Origin of the sequence: Micromonospora sp. CPCC 206060 (assembly GCF_036906895.1) — a bacterium.
Classification (GTDB): Bacteria; Actinomycetota; Actinomycetes; order Mycobacteriales; family Micromonosporaceae; genus Micromonospora.
Genome location: NZ_JBAKHU010000001.1, coordinates 237,220 through 252,571, shown reverse-complemented (window position 1 = coordinate 252,571; position 15,352 = coordinate 237,220). Strand labels below are relative to the sequence as shown.

The window sequence follows — 15,352 nt, the reverse complement described above, 5'->3', positions numbered from 1 at the left end:
GCACTCCGGCCGCTGACAGCTACGGTGACAGCAACGGGGCTCACGACAGCCGCCCGTCGAGCTTGCCGAGCGCCTGACGCATCACGTCGAGGTTGGCGTGAGCGTAGATCTTGAGAGTGATCTTCACATCCGCGTGTCGGGCGATGGCCTGCACCACGTGCGGCGGTACGCCCATCTCCATCAGCAGGGACACGACGGTGTGCCGCAGGTCGTGCAGTCGGACATCGGGGCAGTCGGCAGTCTCCCGCAGGGCGGCGAAGTGCCGGTTCAGGTTGCGCGGCTCCATCGGGGTGCCCACCTCGGAGGGGAAGACCAGGCCGTGATCTCGCCAGACCTCGGCGAGCCGTTCACGTTCCCGCCGCTGGCGCTCCTGGTGGTCGAGCAGCGCCACCCAGGTCCAGTCCGGCAGCGGTAGGACGCTCTCCGAGTCCTCGGTCTTGGTGTCTTGCAGGTGCAGTTTCCCGCCGGCCCGCTGGACGGTCTGAGCGATCGTCATGGTGCCCTCGTCGAGATCCAGGTCCGACCAGCGCAGCCCGAGCAGCTCGCCCCGGCGCAGGCCCATGGTCGCGGCGACGACGTACAGGGTGTGCAGCCGGTGGCCCTCGGCGGCGGCCAGGAGCTTGCGGACCTGCTCGACGGCGAGGCCCTTGCCGACCCGGTAGCGGGGCGAGGGGACCCGGACCAGTTTGGCGACGTTGCGCGACACCAACTCCTCCCGCATCGCGTGTTGGAGCGCGTTGCGCAGCACCGCGTGCACGAACTGGATCTGACGGGCGCTCGGGTACTTCTTGCAGCACCGGCCAGCCGAGCAGCACTGCCGGTCGGGCCGCCGGGTCTTGTCGAGCCCGGCGGTGCAGCAGAGACACTTTCGGCGGAACTCGTCCAGGAACGCCTTGACGTGCTGGACCTGCAAGGTGTCGAGACGCTTGGTACCGAGTGCGGGGACCAGGTGCAGCCGTACGGCGCTCTCGTAGCCGCGTGCCGTGGTCGGCTTGAGTTCGGTGACGTACGCGGCCAACCAGTACGGCAGGTAGTCCGCGATCTTCCAGGTCCGATCGGGGATCGGGATGCCCCGCTGTGACCGCGCCTTCAGCTCGACGAGCTTGCCGTGTGCCTCCTCCCAGGTGGCCCCGTAGACGAACTTGCGTTTGCGGGTGCCGTCGGTGGCGAGTACGTATGCCTGCCCGACCCACCGGCCGTCACTGGCCCGCTGGTAGATCGAGCCTTCTCCGTTCGGGTTCTTGCGCGCGACGGGCTGACGCGGCTTGCGTTCCTTGGCGGGCATCAGGCGGCCTCCTCGGTCAGGGTGGTGATCGCCTCGTCGATGGCCGAGGCGGGGATGAGTCGGCGGCTACCGACCTTGAAGGAGCGCAGCCGGCCGGAACGGATCAGGTCATAGACGAGCGACCGGCCGATGCCGAGCGCCCGGGCGGCTTCCTCGACACGCAGAACGCGAGGAACGATCGGAGGGGTGGTATCCAACGGGTGGCCTTCCTCGTGAGACGTGGGCGGGCGTAGTGGTCAGGCGGCGACGGGCGCAGCCTCGGGCAGGGTGCCGAGTTCGTGGGCGAGTTCTTCGCGGCCGGCGGTGTGTCGTTCGCGGGCGAGGGCGGCGGCGGTGTTGGCGAGGAGGGCGTCTCCGGTGGTGTGCCAGCCGGCGCCGGCGAAGGTGAGGGTGCCGACGATGAGGGTGGTTTCCTCGTCGTGGTGGTCGACGGCGGTGCGGATACCGGTGGGTTGCGCGTCGCCCTGGTCGTGGTGGTGGTCGGTGTGGCGGCGGAAGGCCGCTCGGGTGTCGCGCAGGAGTTGGAAGGTCACCGAGTAGCGGCGGGCTTTGGTGAGGAAGTGGCCGCCGAAGCCGAGCATGTGGGCCCAGCGGCGTAGCCGGGCGTACGGGTTGGGGTTGCTCGTGCGGGTCGGTTTGGTGTCAAGGGCGGCTTGACGTTCGGCGACGCAGACGGGGCAGGCGGCGTAGCGGGTGTGGGTGCCGCAGTCGGGGCATTCCCAGCGCTCGACGAAGCCGGGCCGGGGTCGGTGGTCGCGGGGCCGCTGGGAGAGCGGGACGGGGGTGCCGGTGGGTCGGCCGAGTCGCCAGCAGGCGTCGATGAGGCGGGCGGTGTGGTCGCCGTCGGGGTCGGCGTAGTCGCCGATGCTGTCGGGGGCGAGGCGGGTGGACCGGTGCCCGGTTACCTCGGTGCTCTTGGTGGCGTACTTGGCAAGGTATCCGGCGGCCATGTCGTCGGTGACCTCACCGTCACCATTGAGGCTGATGGGTCGGATGTCGAGCTGGGTGCCCCAGACGATGTGCCAGCCTTCCGGTTGGTCGGGGTGCGCCGGGGTGGTGAAGTCGACGTGTGCGGCGGCGTACCGGATGGCGTCGTCGAGGTCGGCGGGCGTGAACCCGGCCGGTGGGGGCACGATGGCGGCGGGGTCGTCGGGGTCGACGCCGTCGAGGCGGATGAGGGCGTGGAAGTGGACCGCGCCGCGTGCCTGGAACTCGGCGGCCTTGCCGTGCGAGAGCCGGACCGGGGAAACCAACCGGGCCTTGCCGGACGGGCTGGTGACCTGGACGCGGGGGATACCACGGCGGCGGGCGAGCTTGGTCAGATGGCGTTCTGCGGCTTGTTTGGTGCGGTGCCACAGCTCGCCGGAGTAGAGGTTCCAGACGACCTGGTGGCCGTGGTCGTAGCAGTCGAGACAGAGCGGTTGGCCGAGGACGGCGTCAGCCTGGTCGTGGCGGGCCCAGCACGCTACAGGGCGACCGTGGGGGCAGTTTCCGGCGTCGGGGTGGTCGGCGCGGCGGGGGTGGCATGGTTCGGGGCGGCAGTCGCAGCGGCGCCGGTCGGTGCAGGTGTGGCGGCGGATGACGCGGGTGTGGACGGGGCCGAAGGACGGGGCGGTGAAGGTGGCGAACACCGCCGGGTGTCGGGTGACGGTTGCGGGGATGCCTTTGCCGCCGACGAGGCCCGCGCGGAGGAGCTGGTAGGCGTCGCGTTGGTAGACGGTGGCGCAGGCGGGGCAGACGGTGGCGCGTCGGTTGCCGCACGCCTTGTAGATGGTGGCGTCGGGCATGGTGTCGGTGTGCCGCTGGTCGAGTAGCCGGCCGGTGCCGGTGTCGACGGTGTAGAGGGTTCCGGCGAGGCGGATCGGTCGGGTGCAGCCGGCGGCGGCGCGGATGTGGTCGAGCCAGCCGAAGTAGTCGGGTTGCTGGGCGCGGGTGAAGGCTTGTCCGGCGGCGGTGTAGCCGGGGGCGGGGGCGATGGTGTCGGCGTTCGAGCCCACACCCCGGGCCAGGGCGGCACGGGGTGTGAGGTCCAGCGTCGAGGCCATCAGCCGGCAACCTCGGTGTCGAGGGTCCGGTTGGTGATGGTGCGTTCGATGACGATGGTCCGGCACGCGCCGCACTGGCGCTCAGCCGGTTCGTGCCGGTGGCAGGGGATCTGCACCGTGGTGTTGCCGCACCGGATGGTGACCGGGGTACGGCAGGGCCCGCCGGGGGTGACGTCGATGACGGTACGGCGGGTGTCGTACGGGTGCGGGTCGGGTTGGGCGGGGCACGTGTGGGTGACGTGCTCGATGTCGACGAGGTAGATGGTCATCGGGCACCACCGGCCGGGGTGCCGTTGAGGGCGGGTGCGGTGAGGCGGTCCAGGAGCTGCCGGGCCATGCCGGGCGTGATGGACAGTCGGGTGGCCAGTTCGGTCGGGGTGATGGGCTGTCCGGTGGCCTGTTCGTGTTGGACGACGGCGAACCGGGCGGTGGGGAGCAGGTACGCGGGGGCCGGTTCCGGCTCGACGGCCGGGACGAGGTCGACAACCGGCACGTCGGCCGGGGTGGTGTCGGGTTCGTCGACGACCGGCACCGGGGCCGGCATGGTGTCGACGGGGGCCGGGGTGGTGTCGACGGTGGCCGGCACGGTGGCCGGGCTGATGTCGACCGGGTCCGAGGTCGGGGTGTGGTCGTCGACGGCCTGGTCGTGGTTGTCGTCGACCTGGTCGACGGGGACGATGGCCGGTTCGGTGGTGGGTTTGTGGTCGGTTGATGCCGCTGGGGTGGCGGGGGCGAGGACGAGTTTGACCAGGGCCATGAAGGCCAGGGCGGGTACGGCGGACAGGAGCCAGCCGGAGATGCCGGGTTTGGCGACGGCGAGTTGTGCGGCGAGGGAGAGGCCGGCGGCGGCGAGGAGCAGGAAGATCGGGTAGCCGATGGGTGCGCCGGTGCGCTTGCGGCGTCGGATGGTCAGTAGGCAGGCGATCGGGACGAGTTCGGAGATGACGGCGTTGGCCCAGCCGAACCATTCGCCGGTGCCGGTGGGGGAGTTGGCGAGGGTCCAGTCCTTGACGTGGGTGAAGGAGGCGGCACCGGCGAAGCCGGCGACGGTGAGCAGGATGAGGACCAGGACGACACCCTCAACGCGGGTGCCGGTGGCCGGCTTGGGGGTCATCGGGGGTCACCACCAGCGGTGGTGGTCGGCTCGGTGGTGGTGGGTGCCTGCCAGCCGCATACGTCGCAGTCGGTGAATCCGCAGTACTGGCAGCAGTCGGTGCGGTCGACGGTGGTCAGTGGCTGGTGGTCGGTGCAGTAGGAGTCACCGCACGGGCAGAGGCGGGAAGGTGTGGTCATCGGATATCTCCGTGGCAGTCGAGGCAGCAGCCGTAGCGGCGGGGGATGTAGTAGGGCCTGACCTGCTCGCAGGTGGGACAGGTCCGGCGGGCCCGTAGTGCCTTGGTGATGGCGGCCCGTTGGGCGGGGGTGGCGGTGCGTTTGGGTTTGGCGAGGTCGACCCGGTAGAGGTAGGCGACGCGCTGTTCGCGGCGGTGGCGCCAGAGGATCTGGGCAACGGGGTCGTGTCCGCCGGGGCGTAGGCCGGCGGCGCGTAGTTGCCGGACGGTGGCCAGTCCGGTGGGTGCCTGCTGGTAGGGGAAGGTGGGGAACCCGTAGCGGGTGCCGAGCGGGTCGTAGAACTCGACGGCAAGGCCGTTGACGGTGGTGAAGTCGGGTGCGGTCATGGCTTGTCACCGCCCCAGCGCTGTTGGGCCGCCTGGCGGGAGATGTTGAGGCGGGCGCCGATTTCGGCCCAGGAGTAGCCGAAGGCCCGTAGACCCTGGACGGCGTCGGTGAGCGCCTGGTCGATGACCTCGGAGAGGCCGACGAGGTCGCGGAGGGCTTCCACGTCACCGGAGGCGACCCGGCGGCCGTGGGCCCGGATGATGCGCCGGTGGAACGCGGCGAACTGGTCGTTCTCGACGACCTCCCGACGCTTCGGCCGGGGGCGGTTGGGCGTCAAGGACGGCTTGACGGTCGGGGCGGTCATGCCGCACCCCGAAGGGTGTCGACACCATCGGTGTCGGTGGAGCCGTGCTGTGCGATCCACTGTTCGGCGCACACCTTGTGGCAGGGCACGCCTTTGGGACTGCGGCAGATGGCCGGGTGGCCGCAGATGACGCAGGGGGCGGGGTCACCGGCGCTGCCGGTGCGGGTCCAGTCGAGGAAGACGCTCACCGGGCACCGCCCGGGTTCGTGTGGTCCCAGGTGTCGGCAGCGGCCCGCAACGTGGCGGTGACCTGTGCGGCGGTGCGGTCGGGCGCGTCGTTCCACGAGTACGGGGAGACGTGTTCGCTGATGCCGGGGTCGTCCCACACGATCGACGGGTTGATGTCGTCGAGGTAGTCGACGAGGGCGTTGAACGCGGCCAGGTAGTCGCGGCAGGTGTCCGGGTCGAGGTCGCGGACGTGGGTGACGCGGTGGCCGGCGACAGCGATGCCGATGGCGGCGGCGGCGCAGGCCGGCGGGAACGGGTTCCCGGTGGTGGGGTGGTAGTCGCCCTGGTGCCAGCCGTGGCGCTCGATGTAGAGCGCGGCGAAACGCAGGGTGTCCGCCGGGGTCACGTGGACCTCGGCGGGCGGGTTTTGGGTAGCCTTCATGGCAGCCACGTCCTTTCGGTAGGGCTGTGGTCGGGGTCGGCAGCACCGGACGGCTTTTGCAGGGCTTGTGGCCGGTGCTGTCGGCTTTCAATCGGTCGCGGTGAGTCGGATGACCAGGCGGATACGCGGGTCAGCGGCGCTGACCGGTGCGGGTGCGGACATGTAGACCAGCCGCCCGCAGCGGCGGGCGAGGTCCTGTAGGGCGGTGATGTCCTCCCGGCTGCCGGTGACAACCAGGTCGGTGAACCGGCTCTGCGAACCGGGTGCGGTGTGGGTGTTCACGCGGCCATCCCCCACTCGGTAGGGGAGTTGTCGGCCGGGGTGCGGGTGCCGGGGCGGCGGATCCAGGCCGCGTAGTCGGCAATGCCGGCGATCTGGGCGTCAGACAGGTAGGCGACCTTGATCCGGCGAGGCGTACCGCCCTCGGCGATCAGATACGCGGCGCCCTGGTTGGTGGGGGCGATGTCGGTGGCGGTGTAGCCCTGCTCGGCCCATCCGTGACCGAGCACAATGTTCGATGAGTTGGGGGTGGTGCAGCGGAACGCGGCCCGGTAGCCGAACAGGTCCCGCAGGCTGGTCGGAATGATGTCGAAGCTGGGCCGCTGGGTGGCGGCCACGACGGGGATACCGGCGGCCCGGCCACGGGCGACCAGGTCCCGCAGCAGCGCGACGAACTCTTCCTGTTCCTGTTTGGTGCCGACGGTGGCGGAGTAGAAGGCGATCTCGTCGACGAGGACGGTGATCACGCTGAGCCGGTCGGCGGCGGTGACCTTACGCAGGCCGTGCGCACGCAGCCACGCGTACCGGTTGTTCATCACCTGCTGAAGCCGTCGAAGGACGGTCAGGGCGGCGGTGATGTCAGGGCCGATGAAGGCGTCGGCGACGTCTTCCCACTGGCCGAGTTCGACGAGCTTGCCGTCGAGCAGGACAAGCCGCGAGTCGACGGACAGTGCCGCGTGCGCGGCGATGGTGTTCAACAGACCGGACTTGCCGCCACCGGGTTCACCTCCGGCGAGGAGGTTGCGGTAGGCGAGGGTGATGTAGACGGGCTGGCTGAACTCGTCGATGCCGAGGAAGATCGGGTCGAACATCGACAGGCCAGGCCCCACCGGAACCCCGGCGGCAGGGGCCGAAACAGTGCTGGTCATCAGATGCCCTCCTTGGGCAGTAGGGCGCGGGAAGCCACACGAAGAAGCCCGCACGGCTCCCCGCGAAACAGAGAGAGGGGTCAGATCCAGTCGGAGACGTCGTCACCAGGCGACGACGTGCCAGCGGCGGCGGGTTTGACGCCGTTGACGGTGGTGGCCGGCTTCTGCACCGGCACAGTGATCGTGGGAGCCTGCACATCCGGCAGGTCCAGAGCGGTCGGCACCGACGACGCCGGCCGGATGCTGGTCGGGCTGTTCGGGTCGATCACGTCGACCAGGGGTGAGCCGACCGTGGCGGTCAGGACTTCCCGCCGCTTGATGTCGAACCGCAGGAACGCGGCATTGCCCTCCGAGGCACGCTCCACCAGGGCGGTGGAGGCGTGGCAGGCGACCGCGATCTTGTCGAGGCGGCCTTCCAGGTTCGCCAGAGACAGGCCCGGACGCAGGTAGATCCAGACCCGCTCACCCACGGGGGTAGGACGGGCCCACAGGATCAGCGGCAGGGAACCGGACTGGTTGGCGACGATGAACTGCGCGAAGCACACCCGCAGCCGGTGACGCACGATCAGGCACCAGGCCCACGCCACGACCAGGCGGCGCAGCACCGGGACGCCGGCGGGGACGCCGACGACGACAGCGACCACCACGAGGGTGACCACCGACGAGGTGTGGGCAGCCAGTTGCACCCAGCCGGCCAGCAGGCCGACAGCGAGCAGGATTTCCGGCAGCCACCACCACAGGACCCGGATGACCGGCCAGACCCGCACCAGGGCCCACACCACAGCGCCGGTCGGGACACCGACGGCGAACCCGAAGAACAGGGCAACGATCGGGTGCACATACGAGGCGGCAACCACCGCCGACAACAGGCCGACCACGATGGCGGCCACGATGAACGCCAACCGGGCGTTACGGGCAGAGGAACGGTGAACCTTGGCCTCGATGACCGTCACCGTCGCGTTCGACTTCCGCCCGAACGGGCGGGTACGGGTAGACTTGGACACGACACGTCCTCCCAAGTACGAGTTGGGTTGGATGGGTTGGAGGGCACGGGGTCGGCAGATGTAGGAGTCGGACCGACCCCGCGCCACTCATGCGGGGATGTCATCACCACAGGTGACGACCAGCCCGGGAATGTAGGAGTCGGAGCCATTCCCGGACCGCATAACGGTGGATCAGATCAGCGGACCATCAGGCCGCTTCGCGGTTGCCACGGACACCGGTGGCAGACACAGCTCGATGGACGAGGAACTACTTAGCCGCCGACGTACCAGCCTTCGGCTTCAGCGAGATCGCACGAAACGCCACGCCGTTACGCCCGTTGGTCGCCCACGGGATGGCCTCCAACTGCTCGACAGCGATGATCTGTCCCACCGTCACGCTCGGCTTCTCACCCGCCGTGGTGATGGTGAGGACCTCACCGCCGGTCTCGTCGAGAACGAAGACCTGGGTGGACCACATGAGCCGGCCGGTTCCCTTCTCCGACCGCTGATTGCCGTTCTGGTCGTTCTTCGGCTCCGGGTCCCTCGACACCGTCACCTGCTTGCCCTGGGTGTCCACGTACAGCTTCACAACAAACCTCCTGTGTCTTGGCCTTTCTAGAGCTTGTCCCCTGTGGACTCTCGCTCGTGGCCTGTGCCGATAAGACTGCCCGAAATCGAGGGACAAGCCGACTGGCAGGGTGGACATCTAGGGACGTCTTAGCTATCTTGGATGCGTCCTAGTCGTCCCCGAGGAGGTTTGGATGCCGAACCATCGGCTGCGTGACGCCATGCTCCGCAATGGCATGACACCGGCAGTGCTTGCCGAGAAGATCGGGGTCGACCCCAAGACCGTGGAACGGTGGATCACGCAGGACCGGACACCGTACCAGCGTCACCGGCACGCCATCGGTGTTCTGGTCGGTGAAAGTGAGTCGTACCTGTGGCCGAACGCGGTTACTCCGGAGACGGCATCACGGATCGGACAGAGCGAAGTGGTGCAGCTCTACTCCCGCCGGTCATCCGTGCCGTACGACCTATGGCGTAGGCTTATCAGCCGTTCCGAACGCAACATCGACATTCTCGCTTACGCAGGGCTTTTCCTTGTCGAGCAGGATCCGAAGCTGATCGACACGCTTCGCGCAAAGGCCGATGCCGGGGTCAACGTGACCGTTTTCCTCGGTGATCCCGACAATCCAGCGATCGAGCGCCGCAGCATCGAAGAAGGTATGCCAGGTGTAATGGCGGCCAAGATCCGGCAGGTCAAGCAGTACTACGACCGCCTTCAGGGATCCCGCGTCGAGGTCCGCTACCACGAGACGACGCTGTACAACTCGATCTACCGCTTCGACGACGAGATGCTTGTCAACATGCACGTTCTCGGGCTCCCCGCGCCACACGCACCCGTGATGCATCTGCGGAAGCTGTCCGGCGGCGACCTCTTTGACACCTACACCGGCACTCTCGACCGCGTCCGGGCAGCCTCGCACCTGCTCTGCGGTGACGAGGTGGCAGCCTAGACCCATGGCGAGGATCGAGCACTACCACGACCCGGACGCACCGCAGGCCAACAGCATCGTCGTAGCCGTTTCCGTCTTCGTGCGGGACGCGCAGGGACGGGTGTTGCTCATCCAGCGCACCGACAACGGACTGTGGTCACTACCGGGCGGTGGGCAGGAGATCGGGGAGTCCGTCGCGCAGACGGCAGTCAGAGAGACGCGGGAGGAAACCGGCATCGACGTGGAGGTGGTCGGAATGGTCGGCGTCTACTCCGACCCCAACCATGTCGTCGAGTACTCCGACGGCGAGGTGCGCCAGCAGTTCTCTCTCTGCTTCCGTGCCGTACCGGTCAGCGGCGAGCCGACGCCGAGCGACGAGTCGACTGCCGTCCGGTGGGTGGCCCGCGACGAACTGGGGAACGTCGACGTCCATCCGTCGACCCTGCTCCGCATCAACCACGGCTACGAAGAGCGCAGCGATCCCTACATCGGTTGACGTACTCGCCCAGGGAGACGGCCCTCAGTCCGTTGCACAGCCGCGACCATCTCCGGCTCTGCCCGGATGATGAACCGGGTCACCAGGTGATCCGGCCCGTACCGTGACCGAATCTCGGCCAGGCGTTCCAGCACTGCGAAGTCTTGACCGTCCGGCCCTGTTGTCATGTCCGAGAAGCAGAGCGCGTCAGCGACCGCCGACTCTTCCCGGGGGAACTCTGCCGCCAGGACGTCACCGATCCCGCGCTCCTCCGCTTCCAACCAGGCGCAGGAGTGATGCGCCACTAGGGCGGCAATCCGCTCGTCGAACTGCTCTCGCCTCAGCCACCGACCGCCATCAAGGGAGTGGAAGCCCGTGTCGACGAGGCCCGGACTGTAGCCGATGTCATGCAGCCACGCGGACGCCACGAGAACATCCCGATCCTCGGCAGAGACAGCCTCGCTGACGTTCCGCGCTTTGGCCGCGACCGCCTGGACGTGACTCCACCGACGAGGCAACAAGGTCTCTAGCTTCTGTCGCGCGATCTCCCGCGCGATATCGACGAGGGCGGCCATATCGTCACTGTACGGAGCGCACACGGTCCGCACCATCCCGTGTCAGGTGGGCGACCGGATCGGCTGGCCGGCCGGCTGCCGGCGATGTGGTTCAAACTTTCTGTACGTCTTCAAGGCGGCCCTTGACGGGCCGCACGCGCCGCCGCCAGGGCGCGCGCCCGTCGCTCCGCTGGCGCTCCGACTCCGGCCACGCAACACGCCCGGCGGCTGGCGCGGAGAGCGGGGAGCCCGGTGGGCCGCCGCAGCACGACAGCAGCGTTGACCGGGTGACGGTGGGCCGGCAGCCGGCCGGGCCGCGCGGCCACGAGCCCGTGCGGCGCAGGGAAGCGCACGCCGGCCGCGTCGGCAAGCTGGCGGTGGTCGCGGGGTTGCGGTTACCGCGCCTCCGGCGGGGGCGCTCCGGCTCCAGGATGGCCGGGGCACCGTCGGCGGCTCGCGGTCCGTGGGTGGTTGAGATGGGGAGCCATCCCGCCCGCCGTCGACCCGGGCGAGCCGAGCAGACCACCGCCCGACCCGCCAGCGTCCGTACGAGCCGTCAAGGCCGTCTTGACGTGGCGGGCCGGACTGCGGCCCGCTCCCCGGAGGGCGGGCCGACGGCGAACGGGATGGCAGATCCGCCGGTCGCCGCTGCGGGAGGTGTTGAGTCCGAGGCGTTTGGGCTGCTGGTGGGGACACAAGGGACCGAACGGGCGGACGATAGCCCCGCCAACTTGAGAATGCGCGCGTTGGAGTATAGGCTTGTCGCGGTTCCCAACCCCATCCTATCGTGATTCTACTACTTTGTCAATCCGGGTTGCGGCTGAAGGAGTCACTGAACAGGGAAAACAGAAAAAGCGGCTGGTAAGGATCGGATCTTGAAACAGCAAGCGGCACCCCCGGGGTCCAAGCCATGGGTGCCGCTCACCTAACCCCACTCGCTAGAGGAGGTACCTCTACATGATGCATCGGAGATCTGACAAGCGGAAAGCTGGCGGGCCAGGCCGACGGAAAATTCGGCTTACCGTCCAGGAGGTCTCCCTGCTGGTCGGTACGGCAGGTGGCCTACTGACCGCCGCTGCCACGTTCCTTCAGGCGTTCAAGAGCTAGGCAAAGGGCTGGTCCGCTCGGTCTTCAGCCATCAGGCCCGAGCGGGCCAGCCGTAGTAGGCGAACCAGGAAGCCGACGTGCTGATCCGGGCCTGAAGGGGTGGTCAGCACTGGCATTTGACTACCGTTTCCCGCCGCTCTTGGTGCACCGCCGTCGGGAGCGCGGCTACTCGTGTAGATCGGCGCGAATCCCAGGCTGATTGCCTAGGGCGCACGCCGTAAGCCCGGTTGCTGTCGACAGCAACAGTGACAGCAACCGGGCCAGACGCGGAGGGTCGGGTACGGAAGGCTACGGATCAGCGCCCGACGTCAGAGACGTACGCGGACGCGCCCGGACGGAGCGCTCAGAACTTACAAGCGAGGGGTCGCAGGTTCGAAACCTGCCGCGCCCACCACGTACCACCAGCACCACCACACAGGGCGCCGGAGCACCGGCGCCCTGTGTCGTCTCAGTTCCTTGTCCGGAGCAGTCCGGCGAACTGTTCGGCGATGGGCAGGGTCGCCGCCGTGTTCCCGACCGACATCGTGCCGGCCGGGGCCAGTCAGGCCGCCCCATTCCATCGATCATGATCGTCGGTTGTCCGGTACCCGGCCGGTGGATCTGGCAATGTTGATCGCATGGTCGCCACCATTCGCTCCCGCCTTACCGACTGGACCGTCGTCGTACCCCTGCTCGCGGTTCTGGTCCTGGTCCTGACCTGGGGGCGTGAGTTACCCGCGATCCTGGTGCTGCTGGTGGCCGTGTTCCTGGCCGGCGCGGTGCTGGCGGCGGTGCACCACGCCGAGGTGGTGGCCCACCGGGTGGGGGAGCCGTTCGGCTCACTGGTGCTCGCGGTGGCGGTCACGGTGATCGAGGTGGCGCTGATCGTGACCCTCATGATCAGCGGCGGGGACAAGACCCAGGCGCTCGCCCGGGACACCGTCTTCGCCGCCGTCATGATCACCTGTAACGGGATTCTCGGCCTGTCCCTGCTGCTCGGTGCCCTGCGTCGGCGGGTGGCGACGTTCAACCCGGAGGGCACCGGCGGTGCCCTGGCCACGGTGACCACCCTCGCCACGCTCAGCCTGGTGGTGCCGACGTTCACCACCAGCCGGCCCGGTCCGGAGTTCTCCCCGGCCCAACTCGCCTTCGCCGCCGTGGCCTCCCTCGGGCTCTACGGTCTCTTCGTCATGGTGCAGACCGGGCGGCACCGGGACTACTTCCTCCCGGTCAACAGCGAAGGTCGGGTGCTCGACACGGCGCAGCACGCCGACCCGCCGTCCGGGCGGGCCGCCGTGGCGAGCCTGGTCCTGCTGGTCATCGCCCTGATCGCTGTCGTCGGGCACGCCAAGTCGGTCTCCCCGGCCATTGAGTCCGCGGTTGCTGCGGCGAACCTGCCGCAGAGCGTCGTGGGGGTGGTCATCGCGCTGCTGGTGCTGCTGCCCGAGACTCTTGCCGCCGCCCGGGCCGCCCGGCGCGACCGGGTGCAGATCAGTCTGAACCTCGCGTTGGGCTCCGCGATGGCGAGCATCGGACTGACCATTCCGGCCATCGCGCTCGCGTCGGTGTGGCTCGACGGGCCGCTGCTGCTGGGCCTGGGCGGTACCCAGATGGTGCTGCTGGCGCTCACCGTGGTCACCGGGGTCCTCACCGTCGTACCCGGCCGGGCGACCCTGCTCCAGGGTGGCGTGCACCTGTCCCTGCTCGCCGCCTTCCTCTTCCTCGCCGCCAGTCCGTGACGCGTCCCGGCCACCAGTCCGTGACGACTCCTGGCCGTCAGCCCGTGACCTGCCCCGGTGACCGCCCGGAGGTGGCGGTCCTGATCGGGTTGCAGGGGTCGGGCAAGTCGACCTTCTGCCGCCGGAACCTGGCCGCCACCCACGTGGTGGTCAGCAAGGACGCCTTCCCGAAGGCCCGGCACCGGCAGCGTCGGCAGATGCGCCTGGTCGAGGAGGCCCTGGCCGGGGGACGGTCGGTCGCGGTGGACAACACCAACCCGTCCCCGGAGGAGTGGCAACCGCTGATCGGGGCCGCCCGGCAGCACGGTGCGGCGACCGTCGGGTACTGGTTCCCGCCCGACGTGCCGGCGGCCCTCGCCCGCAACGCGGCGCGCCAGGGGCGGGCCCGGGTACCCGAGGTCGGCATCTTCGCCACCCTCGGGCGGCTGCGCCGTCCCCGGCACGTGGACGGGTTCGACCGGTTGTACGAGGTCCGGATCGACGGCCGGGGCGGGTTCACCGTCGAGCCGATGCCAACGGATGATCGCCCGGCGGCGGAGGGTCAACCGGCGACGGATGATTGCCCGGCGACGGATGATCGCCCGGCGCCGGCGGACCGGTTGATGGTGGATGATCGCCGGGCAGCGGGGTTCCGGCCCGACGGGACGGTCCGGGTGGACGAGGGGGACTGAGGCGTGCAGGCCGACCCGTTCGAGACGCGACTCACGGCGCTCGCGGCGCCCGGGACGGTGCGTGACCACCGGTTAAGATGATCATGTGGTAGCGGCACTGGAGCTGTATCTCGACACCGTCGCCACCCGACGGATCCGGGTGCTCTGGGACGCGCTGGAGTCCGAGGGGGTGCAGAGCATGCGCTCGTTGCTGGACCAGCGGCACCGGCCGCACGTGTCGCTGGCCGTCGCGCCCCGGTTCGATCCGGAGCAGGTCGCCGACGCGCTCACCGGGCTGGTGGTGGCCGCGCCGCTGCGACTGTCGTTCCAGCACGCCGGCCAGTTCGTCGGTCGGGTGCTCTGGCTCGGCCCCACCCCGACCGCCGAGCTGCTGGCCCACCACGCCGAGGTGCACGCCCGGCTGGCCCGCGCCGGGGTCGACCTCGTCGCGCACTACCAGCCCGGCCACTGGGTACCGCACTGCACGCTGTCCATGCGGGTACCGAACCCGCTGATGGCCACGGCGGTACGCCGGTGTCTGGAGTTCCTACCGATCGAGGCGACCGTGGTCGGTGCCGCCATCACCGACCACGCCCGGGGGATCGCCAACCCGCTGCCCTGACCGGGCCGCCGGGCCCGCTGCTGCCGGCGGTGCCGATGGTAGGTACGGCGGACCATGCCGGCCGTTGCCCGGAGATCGGGAACGAATCGACGACCGGTGTTCGTCAGGGCTGAGCCACCGGCCCACCGCGCGCGAACGTCTCGACTGCGGCCAGGTCCTCCGGTTGCAGACCCCGCCGCGGAGACGGCCGGATCAACAGGGCGCGGCCGGCGTTGACCGCCGCGTCCAGGACAGGCTCGGCGGTCGGAATCGCGTCGTCATCGGTCCAGACCAGTCGCCGACCGGTGGCCAGCACCTGATGTGCCGCCGCCAGTTTCAACGGCCATGAGTGGGCGCCGGGCGGCACCGGGCTGGCGGTGAGCGCCCGGTCCAGCGGCGGCAACTGCCACAGCCGTTCCAACGCCGTCGCGTCTGGACACCAGGTGCTGCACCAGCGGACCTCCAGCAGGCCACTGCGGTGCAGGGCCCGGATCCGCTCGACCAGGGCGGGCGCCCACCGCAAGCGGTACTCGTAGCGGTCAGTATCCGACCAGGCCACACCGCTACGGGGCGGCCCGTCCCAACCCGGGCGGGCCGCGTTGACCACCCCGTCCACGTCGAGCAGCCAGACGGGCAGGTCAGGCTTCACGATCCCTCCTTCCGATGGTCGACACCGGCAGGCATGGGCCGCCGGAG

At 69.4% G+C, this 15,352-nt stretch carries 21 protein-coding genes; 5 read left to right on the top strand and 16 right to left on the bottom strand.

The window, feature by feature from the left end; translation table 11 throughout:
• Window positions 1-40: 40 nt before the first annotated feature.
• The 14 genes from V6U90_RS01165 to V6U90_RS01100 form a co-directional block, all read right to left on the bottom strand.
• Entirely contained in the window at window positions 41-1,285 is a 1,245-nt protein-coding gene (locus tag V6U90_RS01165) for a tyrosine-type recombinase/integrase (protein ID WP_334430629.1), read from the bottom strand.
• The gene (locus tag V6U90_RS01160) at window positions 1,285-1,482 is read right to left on the bottom strand and encodes a helix-turn-helix domain-containing protein (RefSeq protein WP_334430627.1); all 198 of its coding nucleotides are present in this window, start codon (window positions 1,480-1,482) and stop codon (window positions 1,285-1,287) included. Before V6U90_RS01160 ends, V6U90_RS01165 begins: the two co-directional genes overlap by 1 nt.
• 39 nt (window positions 1,483-1,521) lie before the next feature.
• Window positions 1,522-3,330, bottom strand: a complete 1,809-nt coding sequence (locus V6U90_RS01155) for a replication initiator (protein ID WP_334430625.1) — start codon at window positions 3,328-3,330, stop codon at window positions 1,522-1,524.
• Window positions 3,330-3,599: a hypothetical protein gene (locus tag V6U90_RS01150; protein ID WP_334430623.1), complete on the bottom strand. Its 270-nt coding sequence runs from the start codon at window positions 3,597-3,599 to the stop codon at window positions 3,330-3,332. Before V6U90_RS01150 ends, V6U90_RS01155 begins: the two co-directional genes overlap by 1 nt.
• Window positions 3,596-4,444: a hypothetical protein gene (locus V6U90_RS01145; protein WP_334430621.1), complete on the bottom strand. Its 849-nt coding sequence runs from the start codon at window positions 4,442-4,444 to the stop codon at window positions 3,596-3,598. The genes V6U90_RS01150 and V6U90_RS01145 overlap by 4 nt, the downstream gene beginning before the upstream one ends.
• On the bottom strand, window positions 4,441-4,623 hold the full coding sequence (locus V6U90_RS01140) for a hypothetical protein (RefSeq protein ID WP_334430619.1): 183 nt from the start codon (window positions 4,621-4,623) through the stop codon (window positions 4,441-4,443). The genes V6U90_RS01145 and V6U90_RS01140 overlap by 4 nt, the downstream gene beginning before the upstream one ends.
• Window positions 4,620-5,009: an RRQRL motif-containing zinc-binding protein gene (locus V6U90_RS01135; RefSeq protein ID WP_334430617.1), complete on the bottom strand. Its 390-nt coding sequence runs from the start codon at window positions 5,007-5,009 to the stop codon at window positions 4,620-4,622. The genes V6U90_RS01140 and V6U90_RS01135 overlap by 4 nt, the downstream gene beginning before the upstream one ends.
• Complete coding sequence (locus tag V6U90_RS01130) at window positions 5,006-5,314, bottom strand: hypothetical protein (protein WP_334430616.1); 309 nt, start codon at window positions 5,312-5,314, stop codon at window positions 5,006-5,008. Before V6U90_RS01130 ends, V6U90_RS01135 begins: the two co-directional genes overlap by 4 nt.
• Window positions 5,311-5,502 carry a hypothetical protein gene (locus V6U90_RS01125; RefSeq protein WP_334430615.1) on the bottom strand — a complete coding sequence of 64 codons (192 nt, stop codon included), beginning with the start codon at window positions 5,500-5,502 and terminating at the stop codon, window positions 5,311-5,313. Before V6U90_RS01125 ends, V6U90_RS01130 begins: the two co-directional genes overlap by 4 nt.
• Window positions 5,499-5,924 carry a DUF6197 family protein gene (locus V6U90_RS01120; protein WP_334430614.1) on the bottom strand — a complete coding sequence of 142 codons (426 nt, stop codon included), beginning with the start codon at window positions 5,922-5,924 and terminating at the stop codon, window positions 5,499-5,501. The genes V6U90_RS01125 and V6U90_RS01120 overlap by 4 nt, the downstream gene beginning before the upstream one ends.
• A gap of 87 nt (window positions 5,925-6,011) precedes the next feature.
• The gene (locus V6U90_RS01115) at window positions 6,012-6,206 is read right to left on the bottom strand and encodes a hypothetical protein (RefSeq protein ID WP_334430613.1); all 195 of its coding nucleotides are present in this window, start codon (window positions 6,204-6,206) and stop codon (window positions 6,012-6,014) included.
• Window positions 6,203-7,072: an FtsK/SpoIIIE domain-containing protein gene (locus V6U90_RS01110; protein WP_334430612.1), complete on the bottom strand. Its 870-nt coding sequence runs from the start codon at window positions 7,070-7,072 to the stop codon at window positions 6,203-6,205. The genes V6U90_RS01115 and V6U90_RS01110 overlap by 4 nt, the downstream gene beginning before the upstream one ends.
• A gap of 80 nt (window positions 7,073-7,152) precedes the next feature.
• Complete coding sequence (locus V6U90_RS01105; RefSeq protein WP_334430863.1) at window positions 7,153-8,025, bottom strand: hypothetical protein; 873 nt, start codon at window positions 8,023-8,025, stop codon at window positions 7,153-7,155.
• A 298-nt stretch (window positions 8,026-8,323) separates the two neighbouring features.
• Window positions 8,324-8,644, bottom strand: a complete 321-nt coding sequence (locus V6U90_RS01100) for a hypothetical protein (RefSeq protein ID WP_334430610.1) — start codon at window positions 8,642-8,644, stop codon at window positions 8,324-8,326.
• Between the two features lie 172 nt (window positions 8,645-8,816).
• Between V6U90_RS01100 and V6U90_RS01095 the strand changes: the two genes are divergently transcribed.
• Together V6U90_RS01095 and V6U90_RS01090 are read left to right on the top strand one after the other, a co-directional pair.
• A complete protein-coding gene (locus V6U90_RS01095; RefSeq protein ID WP_334430608.1) occupies window positions 8,817-9,572 on the top strand; it encodes an XRE family transcriptional regulator in 756 nt (251 codons plus the stop codon).
• Between the two features lie 4 nt (window positions 9,573-9,576).
• The gene (locus V6U90_RS01090) at window positions 9,577-10,047 is read left to right on the top strand and encodes an NUDIX domain-containing protein (RefSeq protein WP_334430606.1); all 471 of its coding nucleotides are present in this window, start codon (window positions 9,577-9,579) and stop codon (window positions 10,045-10,047) included.
• Here the strand turns inward: V6U90_RS01090 and V6U90_RS01085 are convergent.
• Window positions 10,035-10,601, bottom strand: coding sequence for an HD domain-containing protein (locus V6U90_RS01085; protein ID WP_334430605.1), 567 nt, complete (start codon window positions 10,599-10,601; stop codon window positions 10,035-10,037). The genes V6U90_RS01090 and V6U90_RS01085 overlap by 13 nt on opposite strands.
• Window positions 10,602-12,304: 1,703 nt before the next feature.
• Here V6U90_RS01085 and V6U90_RS01080 point away from each other — a divergent pair.
• The 3 genes from V6U90_RS01080 to V6U90_RS01070 all read left to right on the top strand — a co-directional run bounded on the left by V6U90_RS01080 (window position 12,305) and on the right by V6U90_RS01070 (window position 14,677).
• Window positions 12,305-13,405 carry a calcium:proton antiporter gene (locus V6U90_RS01080; RefSeq protein WP_334430604.1) on the top strand — a complete coding sequence of 367 codons (1,101 nt, stop codon included), beginning with the start codon at window positions 12,305-12,307 and terminating at the stop codon, window positions 13,403-13,405.
• 71 nt (window positions 13,406-13,476) lie between these two features.
• Complete coding sequence (locus tag V6U90_RS01075; RefSeq protein WP_334430603.1) at window positions 13,477-14,076, top strand: ATP-binding protein; 600 nt, start codon at window positions 13,477-13,479, stop codon at window positions 14,074-14,076.
• Window positions 14,077-14,161: 85 nt separating this feature from the next.
• Window positions 14,162-14,677 carry a 2'-5' RNA ligase family protein gene (locus V6U90_RS01070; protein ID WP_334430602.1) on the top strand — a complete coding sequence of 172 codons (516 nt, stop codon included), beginning with the start codon at window positions 14,162-14,164 and terminating at the stop codon, window positions 14,675-14,677.
• A 103-nt stretch (window positions 14,678-14,780) separates the two neighbouring features.
• On the opposite strand, the gene V6U90_RS01065 is transcribed toward V6U90_RS01070, so the two are convergent.
• Window positions 14,781-15,305, bottom strand: coding sequence for a hypothetical protein (locus tag V6U90_RS01065; RefSeq protein WP_334430601.1), 525 nt, complete (start codon window positions 15,303-15,305; stop codon window positions 14,781-14,783).
• Between the last annotated feature and the right edge of the window lie 47 nt (window positions 15,306-15,352).

What these genes read in the sequence shown, in the direction of transcription:
- V6U90_RS01165 (WP_334430629.1), bottom strand. Translation starts at nt 1,285, where the DNA reads ATGCCCGCCAAGGAACGCAAGCCGCGTCAGCCCGTCGCGCGCAAGAAC.
- V6U90_RS01155 (WP_334430625.1), bottom strand. Translation starts at nt 3,330, where the DNA reads ATGGCCTCGACGCTGGACCTCACACCCCGTGCCGCCCTGGCCCGGGGT.
- V6U90_RS01150 (WP_334430623.1), bottom strand. Translation starts at nt 3,599, where the DNA reads ATGACCATCTACCTCGTCGACATCGAGCACGTCACCCACACGTGCCCC.
- V6U90_RS01145 (WP_334430621.1), bottom strand. Translation starts at nt 4,444, where the DNA reads ATGACCCCCAAGCCGGCCACCGGCACCCGCGTTGAGGGTGTCGTCCTG.
- V6U90_RS01140 (WP_334430619.1), bottom strand. Translation starts at nt 4,623, where the DNA reads ATGACCACACCTTCCCGCCTCTGCCCGTGCGGTGACTCCTACTGCACC.
- V6U90_RS01135 (WP_334430617.1), bottom strand. Translation starts at nt 5,009, where the DNA reads ATGACCGCACCCGACTTCACCACCGTCAACGGCCTTGCCGTCGAGTTC.
- V6U90_RS01130 (WP_334430616.1), bottom strand. Translation starts at nt 5,314, where the DNA reads ATGACCGCCCCGACCGTCAAGCCGTCCTTGACGCCCAACCGCCCCCGG.
- V6U90_RS01120 (WP_334430614.1), bottom strand. Translation starts at nt 5,924, where the DNA reads ATGAAGGCTACCCAAAACCCGCCCGCCGAGGTCCACGTGACCCCGGCG.
- V6U90_RS01110 (WP_334430612.1), bottom strand. Translation starts at nt 7,072, where the DNA reads ATGACCAGCACTGTTTCGGCCCCTGCCGCCGGGGTTCCGGTGGGGCCT.
- V6U90_RS01095 (WP_334430608.1), top strand. Translation starts at nt 8,817, where the DNA reads ATGCCGAACCATCGGCTGCGTGACGCCATGCTCCGCAATGGCATGACA.
- V6U90_RS01090 (WP_334430606.1), top strand. Translation starts at nt 9,577, where the DNA reads ATGGCGAGGATCGAGCACTACCACGACCCGGACGCACCGCAGGCCAAC.
- V6U90_RS01085 (WP_334430605.1), bottom strand. Translation starts at nt 10,601, where the DNA reads ATGGCCGCCCTCGTCGATATCGCGCGGGAGATCGCGCGACAGAAGCTA.
- V6U90_RS01080 (WP_334430604.1), top strand. Translation starts at nt 12,305, where the DNA reads ATGGTCGCCACCATTCGCTCCCGCCTTACCGACTGGACCGTCGTCGTA.